This is a genomic window from Heyndrickxia sp. MSNUG, assembly GCF_049532715.1.
Taxonomy (GTDB): Bacteria; Bacillota; Bacilli; order Bacillales; family Cytobacillaceae; genus Mesobacillus.
Window position 1 is genome coordinate 3644883 of the sequence record NZ_CP150978.1, and the last position, 14744, is coordinate 3659626.

The window sequence follows — 14744 nt, forward strand, 5'->3', positions numbered from 1 at the left end:
GGGCTTTTTGTATTTCATTGGCTCACACCTAAAGAGGAGGATTAACATGGAACTGCTAATTGAAAAGATAAAAAACGAAGGGTGCGTCTTGTCATCGTCCATTCTAAAGGTAGACTCCTTTTTAAACCACCAGATAGATCCGCATCTCATGCTAGAAATTGGAAAGGAATTTGCCGAAAGATTTGCTGATAGCGGAATTACAAAAATATTAACGATTGAGTCATCTGGAATTGCTCCTGCAGTTATGGCCGGTCTTCATTTACAAGTGCCAGTTGTTTTTGCCAGAAAAAGAAAATCTCTGACTCTCGTAAATGATTTGATCACAGCCTCTGTCCATTCTTTTACCAAGGAAGAAACCAATGAAATTTCTATTTCAAATAAATATCTATCAGAAAACGATAAGGTGCTGATCATAGACGATTTCCTCGCAAACGGACAAGCGGCATTAGGTCTTATAGAAATAGCGATCAAGGCTAAAGCATCTGTAGAAGGTATCGGAATTGTTATAGAAAAAGGGTTTCAAGAAGGCGGCCGTATTCTCCGAAATAAAGGCTACCGGGTTGAATCATTGGCGATACTAAACTCGCTTGAAAACGGCATAGTCAGCTTTGAGAAATCAACAGAAAGAAAGGCGGAATTGGCGTAATGAAACAGAATCCATTCAAAATTGCTTCATTAGGAATCCAGCATGTATTGGCAATGTACGCAGGAGCAGTTATTGTTCCTCTAATTGTTGGAGGAGCCCTTGGATTAACAGGAGAACAGTTAACTTATTTAGTTTCGATTGATATTTTCATGTGCGGTGTTGCTACCCTATTGCAGGTTTGGCGCAACAAGTTCTTTGGGATAGGCCTCCCTGTTGTATTAGGCTGTACCTTCACTGCTGTTGGGCCGATGATTGCCATTGGCGGACAATACGGCATTTCTGCAATTTATGGCTCCATCCTTGTATCAGGTATATTTGTAGTAGCAATTTCAAAGTTCTTTGGAAAGCTCGTTAAATTTTTTCCTCCTGTCGTTACCGGCTCTGTAGTAACCATTATCGGGATTACTTTGATTCCAGTAGCGATGAATAATATGGCTGGAGGGCAAGGAAGTCCAGACTTTGGTTCACTTTCAAACGTTGGTCTTGCATTCGGGACTTTGCTTTTCATTATTGTGCTATTCCGCTTCTTTAAAGGATTTATTCGCGCGATTGCCATTCTGATGGGATTGGCTGCGGGAACGATCGTTGCCTATTTTATGGGAAAAGTGAATTTTGCAGCTGTAGCAGATGCTTCCTGGTTCCATATGCCATCTCCATTCTACTTTGGGATGCCGACTTTTGAAGTAACAGCTATTCTTACGATGATTCTGGTTGCGATGGTTAGTTTAGTAGAATCAACAGGAGTGTATTTTGCACTTGGTGATATTTGTGAAGAAAAACTGGAAGAAAAAGACCTTTCGAATGGTTATCGTGCCGAGGGGCTAGCGATAATCCTTGGAGCCGTCTTTAATGCATTCCCTTATACAACGTATTCCCAAAATGTAGGTCTTCTTCAGCTGTCAGGGGTAAAGACAAAGAATGTCATCTACACCGCAGGAGTATTCCTTGTGCTGCTCGGACTGGTACCGAAAATTGGTGCATTGACGACCATTATCCCTACACCTGTTCTTGGAGGTGCAATGGTTGCCATGTTTGGCATGGTAGTCGCCTATGGGATCAAAATGCTCAGCAAGGTTGAGTTTGCATCACAGGAGAATTTGTTAATTATTGCATGCTCTGTTGGAATGGGATTGGGCGTGACAGCAGTTCCAGAACTATTTGCCCAAATGCCTTCAAGCATCCGTATACTTACCGACAATGGTATCGTGGCGGGCAGCTTAACTGCCATTGCATTGAATTTAGTATTCAATGTTTTTAAGGGTAAAAGAGTTGTCCAACAGAATACTTTTGCGGAACAGAAGGCTTCTTAAGCCAGACTATCGTCTTACTTATCTTTAAGCTAATAACGAAGTTCAAAAACAAGGCATCGGATTAATCCGGTGCCTTGTTTTTTGCCACCACTATTTCACATACTGCATCAGTGTCTCGGGATCAAAGCCGAGAACCCAATGGCCATTTACCTTTGTCTGCGGTACGCCCATCTGTCCGGTTTCCTCGACTAGCTTTTGGGCTGCAACAGGGTCTAACTGCACATTTACTTCTTTGTATTCTATCCCTTGATCCTCAAGGAATTGTTTCATCATTGTGCAGTACGGTCAAGTATTCGTTGAATAAACCGTGATATCGTTCATTTTGTATTCCTCCTTATAGTTATTATGATGCTTTTAATTATCCCGGTAATATTGTTAATTAGCCTAACCTTTGAATAAATGCATTACTGGGATTTAACTTTGTTTTTCCCTATTTTTAATAAAAATAACAGTCCGAAGTTTATTATGTTCAGGGTAATGAACTGACCATCTTCAAGGAAGGCAGCCATCAATTCCTTATTATTCGCATTTGGATTGTTCGTGATAACTCCATCACTAATGACAGTCCCTATCGGTTGGCCACCACAACCATTTCCACCCGGGTCCACAAAGCCTCCAGCGTTAATGCCGGCAACCCCATTGTTTTGACTAATCAAATCAATTAATCCCTGGCCATAGAAATTGAGCACCAGCGGAAGACCGCCAGTGCTCCTGGTATCAATATTTTACCATGCATCATACTAAATAGAGACAGCAGGTACACTTTATCCTTCACCCGCTCCTGCTTCCTGTATATCTCCCTTGCTTTTCCGATAGATAGCTGACTCCATTATTCCTTCCAAATAACAAGAAATGAAAAAGGTCAACCAGTCGGCACTGATTGACCTCTTTATTAATCTATTTGTGACCTGTAGAAATAGCGAGTATAGCTATCGCCTGCTCTAAACCCAAGAGGGAACCCCATTATTTGCGCTCCAAACAGGTGATATCCAGCAATCTTAAGCTGAAGTGTTCTGTTGCCATCCATAATCATATAACTCTTGTTTGTTTGATTCCAGTTAACAGGGGAGATGTTTTGACTCCATGAATTGATGTTAGAAGCACCATTAAAGTAGTTGTAACCACCAGCTTGGTAGTAGCTGTAGTTAAAGGTCATTCTCATGATAGTTAGTTCCCACCAGTTATTGTCGTACCATGTGATGCTGCCAATACTGGAAGATTGAGTAGTGAAATCAGATGGCTTTCCACCATTATTAATGTGTTCGCCAGGTTCCTTGACCGCCATTGCTGGGTTGTATTTTTCATGGTCATCATCTTTGCCTTCATTATTCTTTCGGTGTTCATTAACATAAGCCTCGAAATCTTCTACAGAATCAAAGTTCAACATAGGTACGCCTTCAGGTAGTTCGCTAGGATCGATAAGCTCTACATTCTCATCCTGTTTGATAATCTCTTTAATTTTCTCCGTCACTTCTTCTTTGGTTGGCTTTTCATCTGGCTTAGCTGCAGAAACCGGTGACACCAAAGCACCAAAGACTAATAATACAGAAAGTAAGCCCACTATACTTTTCTTCTTCATTCTCTCTCCTCCTTATGTCCTATGTCTTTCTATGCAATTATCTAGCAATCTACCAAATTAGTAAATATATTCCATGTTAGGAAAATTAATTTGTTTTACTTTCTAATATTAAACTTAAGGATTATTCAATTCCAAAATAACTCTATAGAATAGACAGAGAAAGTTGGGAAATTTATTGATTTAAAAGAAAAAGAAAAAGAAAAAACCCCAAATAGGGGTTAGTTAACTTTTGCCGTTAATAACTTCCAGAGTTTTAAGGCAATCAAGAACATGGCATAAAAGAAAAAGAAATTGAGCACCAATGCTATAGGGTTGAAATCAAACCCGAACCCCTCATGTAAAGCTAAAGTCTGGGCCGGAATGCCAAATTTTTGAGTTCCATTCACCAATCCGACTGTCGGCAAAAACGAAAATACAAGAGCGCATACCAGACTGGTGTATCGTAGTTTCTTTTTAATGTCCATACTCCCACCTCAAAATCTAATTTCCCTAATTTTAACATGTATTTTAAAAAATGAACATAAGCCATAAGCCGCTACGAGTCAGGTGGCTTTATTGCAACAGTGTCTACTGAAAAAGAAAACGCACAAAAACGCATCTTTTACAGTCAGGAACAAAAACACCCACCACCAACGAATATGCGTCGGGGATGGGTGATATTTCAACCTCGAATGATCGTGACTCCAACTTCTTCTGTCCAATCATTCTCGATGGTCAACTTGATATAATCGAACAACTCTTTTTTAGCAGCTGCGGTTCTTTTCTTTAATGGTGGCCATCATTTCCTCCGAGCGAATTTACGATGGCCTTCTCTTTCTTTTCCAGGGCTTCTTCAAGAAATTAATAATTTTCATCTCCACCTAACAGGCCGATGATTTCATCTAATTTCGCTTGTTTAGCAGCTGGTTCATCCAATAGTTCAAATAATTCTTCTGTCATCCCGAACCCTCCAACCTTTTATAACTTTCATTATACTTAAAAAACAGAAGGCGAACCATTTATCAATTCCCCTATTCAAGGGACAGATTAGAGCCGAATTACTAAGTAAAAAAGGTTTCAGGATATCGGCAAAATAAAAAACCACAGACTCGACTGTGGTTTAACTTTAGAAAGAAAACTTAGTGATCTGCTCTTTAGTATGATTTTATAAAGAGATTATACCAAACTTATTATTAAACGACTTTATCTACTCCTGGCTTCAGCACTCGATTATGAAAACATGAATGAAATGAGGTCTGATTTCATTATCATATATCTCCTGTCTTTCTTTTCCGCACACAGCCATCCTTTTCTAATCCATTAAACTAAGAAGTTTTAGTTTTATTCATGATGCATGAAATCATCAGCAGGCTAATTGTTTGTTCTTTTATGAATAGGGTTACTGACTATACACTACTAATCTTTAATCCTATTGATTTATTAGTCCATAATACACTAAATCTTCATATCGATTTTCTTTCCTAACATGGTCAACAAAGTACCCTTCTTGTTTCATACCTAGTTTTTCCATCACTCTTCCAGAAGCAGGATTCGACTTAAAATAACGAGCAAAAACTTTATGGTATTGCTTTTCATCAAATGCAAATTGCAATATACCTTGCGCTGCTTCTGTAGCATATCCATTTCCCCAAAATTCTTCGCCAATCCAATAGGCTATTTCACCATTCTTAAACTTTTGATTATTCGATAGCGCGATAGCACCATATAAATCTCCTGTTTCTTTATCAGTGACCGCGAATTCATATGATTTATTAGCATTAAAATTATTAAGATGATGCTCAATCCACGATAATGCATCCTCTATAGAGTATGGATAAGGCAAGTACAGGGTATTTTTATAGATATTATAATTATTACAAAGTTTAGTAACAGCTGCTGCATCGGATATTTGAAACAGTCTGAGTTTCAGTCTTTTAGTGGTAATGGTTTTACTTACATCATCATATTCCATTAGAGATCCCTCCCTTAATTACTTGAAAGCTAATTCAACTGCTATTGCTACAGAACAAAGGCGATAACCTTTATTAAGCTATCACCCCTCTTTAAATAGATTTATTCACAATCTTTATCAATAGTCTCGCTTAACGAATTAAGGTTAATTTACGTAAATCCTCCATGTAACCCATTACTACCTCCAGAAATCAGTCCTGTATATCATAAACTTTCTTCAAATATTTGATATTTCACTTCAGAAAAGTTTTGAATAAGAAGGGCTTCATCTACACAGATGCCTGTCCTTTTATCAACCACCATTCTCCAAATTTCATTTTCTCGAAAGGTTTGGCCGTTTAGTTTACTGAATTTGTGGTTCTTTTCCTTAATATGATAAGAAAAATCCCATTCTTCATTAGAATAAATGGCTCCTTTTAAATGCTTACTTGTGAGCCAGGTTCTAATTTGGAAAGATTGTTTTGTCGGATTTTTGAATCGTAAATCTATGTAGTTGTAAAACACACTTGCTCCACTTCCGAATGGCAGCACTCTGCCTTCATCAGGAAAAGGGTCGAAGCTATGATGGTGCCGTTCTACGATTTCTAATGGAGTATGAAGAGCCATCCAATACAGCAGGTTCGCTAGTTGACAGATACCACCGCCGACCCCTGTTTTAACTTCACCCCTTGAAAGCTGCATTCCCTCAATATAACCTTTTCTCTTCGTTGTTTTTCCAACTAATGCCCAAAAAGAAAAAATTTCTCCAGGTCTTATGATAATACCATCGATTTTACTGGCTGCAAGCTTTAGGTTAGTGATTTTATTTTCCTGGAGCTTCGGGTCACTATTGCCCAGCTTTCTTCTCAAGAGGGATTGATGCTTCTTGGAAGTGAATGGATAGGATTCCTTCCAATAAGTTTTTGCAAAGTTTTTTTGGTACCTAAAATTATGTATAGATCGGAAAAGCTGCTTTTGGCTTATTCTGAGAGAATAAAAAATAGGATGAATCTCTGAAAGTCTCATATTCCACCTCTGCCTCTATTAGTCAAATTCCATAACTAAATCCTTTTATTACCATTTTAACACAAATGAATCTATTTATTTTAATTTTCAGTCTTTTTTAAACAGTCTAAACAATTTCTCAGCAAAAAAGCACACCTCACCTTTTTGCTTCCCAACTTTCATAGACTTGTGTTTCTAATCCTAATTCACCTTTATTTAACCATTCAAATGCTTTAAGAACCAATGGAGAGGAATTATCTACTGTTACATCACTTTCTGAAACCCACAAAGCACCTAATGAATCATGGCCAGAGAATTGTTCTGGAATTATGAGCTGGCCTCCATTTTTCTTTACCAAGTAGTAACCGCATATACCGCATATATGATGAACCAGTGTAGAATCTCTCCAATTCGTTGATAACATAAAATCAACAATACCTAAGTTTTTTACTATTTCTACCTCAAGACCTGTTTCCTCAAAATACTCTCTTTTCAAAGCAGTAGATAAGCTTTCAGAATCCTCTAGACTTCCTCCAGGAAGATCAAAACGTTTTTTATAAGGTCCTCCATTTTTATTAATCACTAACAGCTTTTCACCTTCGAAATATAGTCCATAAACACCAAATGCCCGATGAAATTTAATTTTGCTGCCCAATAAGGTTCCTCCTTGAAAATTTCTTTTTTATTCATAAAACTCTTTCTGCTGAAAAGATATGAAGGAATCCTTCAATTTTTAATAATTTTACATCTCTAACACTTTTACAACGTTGAAAAAAACAGCTGATTCAATAGGTCGCATTCAACGACTTTTTGAATCAGCCTATATTTTGAATGCACGCTTGCAACAAAAAGAGCGTGAATTGGTACTGCACCCCAGAAGTTAGAGTTACAATCTAACTTCTGGGGTGTTTTTGTATGGCAAAGTATGGTGGGAAATTTAAATTAAAAATCGTAAAGGAATATTTAGAAGGTACTATAAGCTATATATCATTAGCTAAAAAATATGGTATCCCTGCTGAATCTCAAATTAGGAGATGGGTTCGTGCTTATAAAGAATTTGGCGAAGACGGACTGCGTAGGAAGCATTCTAAAAAAGTTTACTCTGTCCAATTTAAGTTAAATGTACTAAACTTTATGAAACAGACAGGTGCTTCTTACCAAGATACTTAGAGAATTCATATTTAAAAAAGTTAAACGCTTTTCAGGAGAATCCGAATGCCTTCCTCGAAAAGCACAAGCAGCGTTGGCATTTGAACTCAAAGAAGAAGGATTCAGATTAAAAGATATATTAGTAGTAGATATTCCAGAAGCAACTTATCATTATCAAGTGAAGCAATTGAAAAAAGATGATCCAGATAAAGAGTGGAAGGAACTAATTACTGATCTATTTCAAAAGCACGAGGGTAAATACGGATATCGTCGCATTTATTTAGAGTTAAGAGGACAAGGGTATGTGATTAACCATAAAAAGGTTCAACGAATAATGAGTGTATTGAATTTAAAATGTGAAAAATTCACACGTAAATCTCGTTATAAATCATATAAAGGTACAGTTGGTAAAGTAGCCAAAAACCGCTTGAATCGTAGATTCAATACATCTATCCGCCTGCAAAAACTAGTAACGGATGTGACCGAATTTAAATGTACTGATGACCAAAAGCTATATTTAAGTCCTATAATGGATTTATACAACGGTGAAATTATCTCTTTTGGTATATCCAACAGACCAACATTGGACCTGGTTTTAGAGCCATTAAATAAAGCTATTGAAATCATTAAGGACGAAGCAGAATATCGTACAACGATACACTCGGATCAAGGTTGGCATTATCAACATAATACCTGGGTAAAAACATTAAAGAGAAATAAAATCTTTCAAAGTATGTCTAGAAAAGCAAGCTGTGCAGATAATGCGGCAATGGAAAACTTCTTTGGGATTCTCAAACAAGAGATGTATTACGGAGAAGACTTAGTGCCTTATGAAGAGCTGAAAAGGAAAATAGAGGAGTATATATATTACTACAATAATGAACGTATTAAAGTAAAACTGGCTGGTTTAAGTCCAATACAATACCGAACTCAAACCAGCCAATTAGCTGCATAATAAAAACTCTAACTTTGTGGGGTCACCACCATTTCACGCTCTTTTTAATCCATTTTAATCTATTAATCTTCCATCGTAGATAGGTCACCAGTAGGGAGATCAAGTTCCCAAGCCTTTAAGACACGGCGCATGATTTTACCGCTTCTTGTCTTTGGAAGCTTGTCACGGAATTCGATTTCACGTGGTGCGGCATGCGCTGCAAGGCCTTTTTTCACAAACTGGCGGATTTCTTCGATCAATTCATCTGATTGCTCATAGCCATCACGAAGTGCGATGAATGCCTTGATGATTTCTCCACGGACTGGATCAGGCTTGCCGATGACTCCTGCTTCAGCAACAGCCGGGTGTTCAACAAGCTTGCTCTCAACCTCGAATGGTCCGACACGCTCGCCTGATGTCATGATTACATCATCGATCCGACCTTGGAACCAGAAGTATCCTTCCTCATCCATGTAAGCGGAGTCTCCGGAAACATACCAGTCGCCAGGCATGAAATAGGATTCATATTTTTGCGGGTTGTTCCAGATGGTATGCATCATGGATGGCCAGCCTTTTTTGATTGCCAGGTTGCCCATTCTGTATGGCGGAAGTTCATTGCCCTGGTCATCGACAATCGCTGCCTTTACGCCCGGAATAGGCTTGCCCATAGAGCCTGGCTTGATTTCCATGCTTGGATAGTTGCAGATCAGCTGTGCTCCTGTTTCTGTCATCCACCAAGTATCATGGATACGGAGGTGGAATACCTTCATTCCCCACCGTACAACCTCTGGATTAAGCGGCTCACCAACGCTGAGAATATGGCGAAGTGAGCTGAGGTCAAATTTCTTCACTACCTCGTCCCCTGCACCCATAAGCATCCTGAACGCTGTAGGGGCACTGTACCAGACAGTCACTCCATACTCTTCGATCATTTTATACCATGTTTCCGGATTGAATCGGCCGCCAATAATGACATTTGAAGCTCCTGCAAGCCATGGGCCGAAGATTCCGTATGAGGTACCTGTCACCCAGCCTGGGTCAGCCGTACACCAATATACATCATCTTCCTTAAGGTCAAGGACCCATTTAGCCGTTTGATAATGCTGGATCATTGCGTTATGGACATGAAGAACTCCCTTCGGCTTTCCAGTCGAGCCAGAAGTATAATGCAAAATCAAGCCATCTTTGCGGTCAACCCACTCTACATCAAGCTTGCTGCTTGCTTCAGATAACTTTTGTTTGAAGTCGATGTATTCTCCTTGGTTGTCAAGATTTTCTCCAACCAAAAGAACGTGCTTTAGATTAGGCAATTCACTGACTGGCACCCTTTCCAAAAGTTCTGGAGTTGTTACCAATACCTTCGCTCCGCTGTCCTCAAGCCTATCACGCACAGCACCTTCCATGAATGCTTCGAATAATGGCCCAACAATCGCGCCAAGCTTGATTGCGCCAAGAACCGCAAAATATAATTCTGGAGATCGAGGCATAAAGATAAATACTCGGTCACCCTTTTCCACATCCGCATATGTCTTGAAGACATTCCCAGCTTTATTGGTCATGTCCTTCATTTCTTTAAAAGTATACTTTTCTTTGCGCACTCCATCCTGATAATAAAGGGCGATTTTGTTTTTTCTGAAACCCTTTGCATGTCGGTCAATTGCTTCATAGGCTAAATTGACCCTGCCTGTTTCGTGCCAGGAAAATTCTTTTTCAGCTTCAGCCCAATCGAATTGGCCGTGAAACTCTTCATAATTTTTTAAATTATGATCCCCTTGTGTTACTGGTAGCGCTTCCACTTTCATATACCCATCCCCCTTGTCTTTTTTATTTAAGATACATTATAGTATAAAAATTCGCTTTTCTCAATTTTTAAAATATTTATATAAAAATATTTAGTTCTATCTTCAAGTCATAACATAGAAACAAGCTGTCTATAGTCGAATGTCATTAGTCGATAGAAAATAATTTTCAAGGTTTTGTTTAGGCCATATTTAAAAGAAACATTAAAATATGACATGGCAGAGGAAACTATTTTACGAAAAGAACAGGCTTTAAAAACAGAAAATTTTGTGAAAGCGCTTTTATCTGTTAGATTTTATGTATAATAGTATTGACGTTTGAATTGTTGACGGGTGGTGACTGAATGGAACATAAAAAGACTTATAACGCAAAAGAACTGAAGACTCCTCATGGCCGTTTAATCATTGAAGGCCCAATTTCTCCTGAAAAACTGGCAAGCTATGAATTTCATAAGGATTTGGTAGCTTTTCGTCCTCCCGCCCAGCAGCATAAGGCGCTAATTGAAATTGCTGGTCTGCCTGAAGGAAGGATAATTGTTGCCCGTTCAGGAGATATGGTTGTCGGCTATGTTACTTACCTTTATCCAGACCCGCTTGAGCGGTGGTCGGAAGGCGGCATGGAAGATTTAATCGAACTTGGCGCAATTGAGGTTATTCCAGAATTCCGCGGAAGCAGAGTCGGGAAAAACCTATTGGTCGTTTCAATGATGGACGATGCAATGGAAGATTATATCATTATCACGACAGAATATTACTGGCACTGGGATTTAAAAGGAACCGGTCTAAATGTTTGGGAATACCGCAAAGTAATGGAAAAAATGATGAATGCAGGCGGCCTTGTCTGGTATGCAACAGACGACCCGGAGATCAGCTCCCATCCAGCAAACTGTCTAATGGCGCGTATCGGGAAAAGAATTGTCCCTGAATCAATTCAGAAGTTCGATCAGCTGCGATTCATGAACCGTTTCATGTATTAATAGGCTCTTCTCGATCAAGCTTTGACTATAATTTTCCTGCCACAATTATCGATAGGAAAACCTTTTTCACTCTTAAAATTACTATTTTTTTCACCAATAGATTTAATTGCTTAACTTGAAAGATACCGTATCATTCAAGGAGGAAGAATCATGATTGTCGAAGAAATTATGAAAAAAAATGTTTCTACTCTTTTTCCAGAAAACACAATTGCAGAAGCGATCAAGCTGATGTCTGACAAAAAAATCAGGCATATTCCTATCGTGGACACTGAGAACACCGTTGTCGGCCTCGTATCAGACCGGGATATCAAGGATGCAGCACCATCTATTTTTCATTGGGATGAGCATAAGCATCAGCTTGACAAAGCAGTTAAAACGATAATGACGACAAATCTAGTCACTGGCCATCCACTTGATTTTGTCGAAGAGATTTCAGGTGTTTTTTACGAACATAATATCAGCTGCATGCCGATCATCCAGGATAAAAAGCTCGTCGGAATTGTAACTGAAACAGACCTTCTTCATACACTAGTTGAATTGACTGGTGCACATCAGCCAGGGTCGCAAATTGAAGTTAAGGTTCCGAACAAGGCTGGTATGCTTTGTGAAATAGCATCTGTTATCAGCATGAGAAAGGCCAATATCCAAAGCGTGCTGGTATACCCTGACCCAAAGGATGAGCAATACAAAATCCTAGTAGTAAGAATCCAGACAATGAATCCTATTGCTGTAATCGAGGATTTGAAAAAAGCCGGACACAACGTTCTCTGGCCGAACCTGCCGGGGATGTCATCATGACCGACCGTTCTGTGTTTGTCTTTTCAGAAGAGCTACTGAATTACCGTTTCAACAGCCACCATCCTTTTAATCAGATGCGCTTAAAACTAACTTTGGATTTACTGCAAAAAATGGGGGCAATTAAGGAAAATCAAATTGTGGCACCCCGTATGGCAACGGATGAGGAGCTATGTCTGATCCATGATCCTAATTTTGTTAATGCGGTGAAGCTTGCCGGCCAGGGACAGCTTAAAGGTGACGCTGCTGAAGGATACGGATTGGGAACTGAGGATACACCCATTTTTGCTAATATGCATGAAGCGAGCGCCCTTTTGGTTGGCGGCACACTGACCGCTGTTGATTATGTGATGAGCGGAAAAGCGGAGCATGCCTTACACCTTGGCGGAGGACTGCATCATGGCTTCAGGGGAAAGGCTTCCGGCTTCTGCATCTATAATGACAGCTCTGTGGCAATTAAGTATCTGCAGGAAAAATACAATGCACGTGTATTATATGTAGACACGGATGCGCATCATGGAGATGGCGTCCAATGGTCTTTTTACGACGATCCGAATGTATGCACATTATCGATTCATGAAACAGGCCGTTACTTATTTCCGGGAACAGGAAACGTGAATGAACGGGGACAAGGGAAAGGCTATGGGTACTCATTCAATATTCCAGTCGATGCTTTTACAGAAGATGACTCCTGGCTGGATGCCTATAAAAATGCCCTTACGGAAGTTGCGGAGTTTTTCAAGCCCGATGTGATTCTTACCCAGAATGGTGCTGATGCCCATTTTCTTGATCCTTTGACCCATCTTTCATCAACAATAAAGATATACAGGGAAATTCCAAAGCTTGCACATGAGATTGCCCATAAATATTGCGGGGGCAAATGGATTGCCGTAGGCGGCGGAGGCTATGACATTTGGCGAGTGGTGCCAAGAGCATGGTCACTCATCTGGCTTGAAATGATTGAAAACTCAAATTGTTATGGCAGTTTGCCACACGATTGGATTGACGAGTGGAAGGATAAAGCCTCTGTGGAACTGGCAAAAGAATGGGATGACCCGGAGAATTTATATCCGCCCATACCACGTAAACCAGAAATCACGGAGAAGAATGCTCAAACAGTTGAAAAAGCATTGTATCCGATCCGATCAAACAAAAAGTCTGAAACCGTATAAGGATTCCGGTGGTAAAACCGGTACTCTTTATTCGGTTTTTTTTATTCTCAACGCTGGCGTGAATAATGGAAAAATATCAAAAGGCCCTTGCACAATAGCAAGGGCCTCCATATTACTTCGTAGAATTTCTATTTTCAATCCTATGCGGCAATACGACGATGTTTTCATCTACATTCTCTTTGTTCATATATTTGGTCAGCAACCGCATCGCAACTGCACCGATATCATATAACGGCTGGACGATTGTAGTCAGCTGCGGTCGAACCATTAATGTCAGCCTTGTGTTATCTGAACTGATGACTTCAAAATCATCTGGAACGCTGTAGCCGCGATCGAAAGCTCCATGGACGACACCAAGCGCCATTTCATCAGAACCGACCAGGATTGCGGTGGGCTTTGTATCAAGCTCAAGAATTCTTTCAATCGCTTCCAAGCCGGAATCATACGTATAATCTCCCTCGATAACGAAATCTTCCTTATAAGCAATGCCAGCATCACTAATGGCGCGCTTGTAGCCTTCAAGCTTTTTATCCTTGTTGATTGGCTCGTGGTGAGGGCCAATGACAAACGCAATTTCTGTATGTCCTTTTTCAATAAAAGCTTGTACTGCATCAAACGCAGCTTGTTCATAATCGATATTTACGGACGGAATTTCGCCAGTCTCTTCAATGGATCCAGCCAGAACGATTGGTACCGGTGATTTTTTAAATTCTTCAACATGCTCTGCTTTAATATTTCCGCCCATGAACACAATGCCGTCCACCTGCTTGCCAAGCATCGTATTTAAGAGGTGCAATTCCTTTTCAATGTTCTGATCTGAATTGCTTAAGATAATATTGTATTTATACATCGTTGCGATATCCTCTATCCCTCTCGCAAGTTCAGCGAAGAACGGACTTGCGATATCAGGGATGATCACACCGACTGTAGTCGTTTTCTTGCTTGCCAAACCACGGGCAACAGCATTGGGACGGTACCCAAGACGGTCTATGACCTCCATTACCTTTTTCCGGGTAGCAGGCTTTACATTCGGGTTTCCGTTGACGACACGTGAAACCGTTGCCATTGAAACATTGGCTTCTCTTGCAACATCATATATAGTGATATTCATCTATTCCACTCCTTCAAATAATAAACGGCGATTTTTCTATAGTTTACAGCAAATATTGCCACAATAATCATTTTTAAGTTTGTGATTATATGTACAAGTATAATTTATGTTATTAATGATACGATATCCACAGCAATCCCGCAATGTGAAGGACTTATTTTGTTAATATTTTTTAAATTGCGGTCTTTATTTAGAACATACTACTTTATTTACTTAGACTTTTTCTGAATGTGAAAAAAATAGATGTATTCGTTAACTTTTTGGCTATTAAGTTAGTGGCTGACTTCTACACCTGAAAGCTCGCTTTCTGCATGAAAGAATGATGAAAGGCTCAAGTT

General features: G+C 39.5%; 16 protein-coding genes. 7 read left to right on the plus strand and 9 right to left on the minus strand.

The genetic code is table 11. The features are described 5' to 3' along the window. The first annotated feature begins 46 nt into the window (after positions 1-46). A complete protein-coding gene (locus AABM38_RS18345; RefSeq protein WP_423407679.1) occupies positions 47-646 on the plus strand; it encodes a xanthine phosphoribosyltransferase in 600 nt (199 codons plus the stop codon). After that, positions 646-1956 carry a nucleobase:cation symporter-2 family protein gene (locus AABM38_RS18350; RefSeq protein ID WP_423407680.1) on the plus strand — a complete coding sequence of 437 codons (1311 nt, stop codon included), beginning with the start codon at positions 646-648 and terminating at the stop codon, positions 1954-1956. The genes AABM38_RS18345 and AABM38_RS18350 overlap by 1 nt, the downstream gene beginning before the upstream one ends. Before the next feature lie 90 nt (positions 1957-2046). On the opposite strand, the gene AABM38_RS18355 is transcribed toward AABM38_RS18350, so the two are convergent. From AABM38_RS18355 to AABM38_RS18385, 7 genes are all read right to left on the minus strand, one after another. Then, positions 2047-2277 (minus strand): glutaredoxin family protein, encoded by a 231-nt coding sequence (locus AABM38_RS18355; protein WP_335376475.1) that lies wholly within the window; start codon positions 2275-2277, stop codon positions 2047-2049. 83 nt (positions 2278-2360) lie between these two features. Continuing rightward, entirely contained in the window at positions 2361-2645 is a 285-nt protein-coding gene (locus tag AABM38_RS18360; protein WP_423407681.1) for a hypothetical protein, read from the minus strand. 203 nt (positions 2646-2848) lie between these two features. Next, positions 2849-3535 carry a hypothetical protein gene (locus tag AABM38_RS18365; protein ID WP_423407682.1) on the minus strand — a complete coding sequence of 229 codons (687 nt, stop codon included), beginning with the start codon at positions 3533-3535 and terminating at the stop codon, positions 2849-2851. Between the two features lie 218 nt (positions 3536-3753). Then, positions 3754-3999, minus strand: a complete 246-nt coding sequence (locus AABM38_RS18370; protein ID WP_423407683.1) for a hypothetical protein — start codon at positions 3997-3999, stop codon at positions 3754-3756. A gap of 944 nt (positions 4000-4943) precedes the next feature. Continuing rightward, positions 4944-5486, minus strand: a complete 543-nt coding sequence (locus AABM38_RS18375) for a GNAT family N-acetyltransferase (RefSeq protein ID WP_423407684.1) — start codon at positions 5484-5486, stop codon at positions 4944-4946. A 203-nt stretch (positions 5487-5689) separates the two neighbouring features. Then, a complete protein-coding gene (locus AABM38_RS18380; RefSeq protein ID WP_423407685.1) occupies positions 5690-6334 on the minus strand; it encodes a VanW family protein in 645 nt (214 codons plus the stop codon). 292 nt (positions 6335-6626) lie between these two features. Continuing rightward, the gene (locus AABM38_RS18385; protein ID WP_423407686.1) at positions 6627-7124 is read right to left on the minus strand and encodes an NUDIX hydrolase; all 498 of its coding nucleotides are present in this window, start codon (positions 7122-7124) and stop codon (positions 6627-6629) included. Positions 7125-7384: 260 nt separating this feature from the next. Between AABM38_RS18385 and AABM38_RS18390 the strand changes: the two genes are divergently transcribed. Further along, on the plus strand, positions 7385-7639 hold the full coding sequence (locus AABM38_RS18390) for a transposase (RefSeq protein ID WP_423407687.1): 255 nt from the start codon (positions 7385-7387) through the stop codon (positions 7637-7639). Then, on the plus strand, positions 7617-8573 hold the full coding sequence (locus AABM38_RS18395) for an IS3 family transposase (RefSeq protein ID WP_423407688.1): 957 nt from the start codon (positions 7617-7619) through the stop codon (positions 8571-8573). The genes AABM38_RS18390 and AABM38_RS18395 overlap by 23 nt, the downstream gene beginning before the upstream one ends. Positions 8574-8635: 62 nt before the next feature. On the opposite strand, the gene acsA is transcribed toward AABM38_RS18395, so the two are convergent. Then, positions 8636-10354 carry an acetate--CoA ligase gene (gene acsA / locus AABM38_RS18400; RefSeq protein WP_423407689.1) on the minus strand — a complete coding sequence of 573 codons (1719 nt, stop codon included), beginning with the start codon at positions 10352-10354 and terminating at the stop codon, positions 8636-8638. 341 nt (positions 10355-10695) lie between these two features. Between acsA and AABM38_RS18405 the strand changes: the two genes are divergently transcribed. The 3 genes from AABM38_RS18405 to AABM38_RS18415 all read left to right on the plus strand — a co-directional run bounded on the left by AABM38_RS18405 (position 10696) and on the right by AABM38_RS18415 (position 13295). Continuing rightward, positions 10696-11328, plus strand: a complete 633-nt coding sequence (locus AABM38_RS18405) for a GNAT family N-acetyltransferase (RefSeq protein WP_423407690.1) — start codon at positions 10696-10698, stop codon at positions 11326-11328. A gap of 150 nt (positions 11329-11478) precedes the next feature. Beyond that, on the plus strand, positions 11479-12126 hold the full coding sequence (locus tag AABM38_RS18410; RefSeq protein WP_335376482.1) for an acetoin utilization AcuB family protein: 648 nt from the start codon (positions 11479-11481) through the stop codon (positions 12124-12126). Next, entirely contained in the window at positions 12123-13295 is a 1173-nt protein-coding gene (locus AABM38_RS18415; RefSeq protein WP_423407691.1) for an acetoin utilization protein AcuC, read from the plus strand. Before AABM38_RS18410 ends, AABM38_RS18415 begins: the two co-directional genes overlap by 4 nt. A 112-nt stretch (positions 13296-13407) precedes the next feature. Here AABM38_RS18415 and ccpA read toward each other — a convergent pair whose 3' ends face one another. Next, on the minus strand, positions 13408-14406 hold the full coding sequence (ccpA, locus tag AABM38_RS18420) for a catabolite control protein A (protein WP_423407692.1): 999 nt from the start codon (positions 14404-14406) through the stop codon (positions 13408-13410). Positions 14407-14744: the final 338 nt, after the last annotated feature.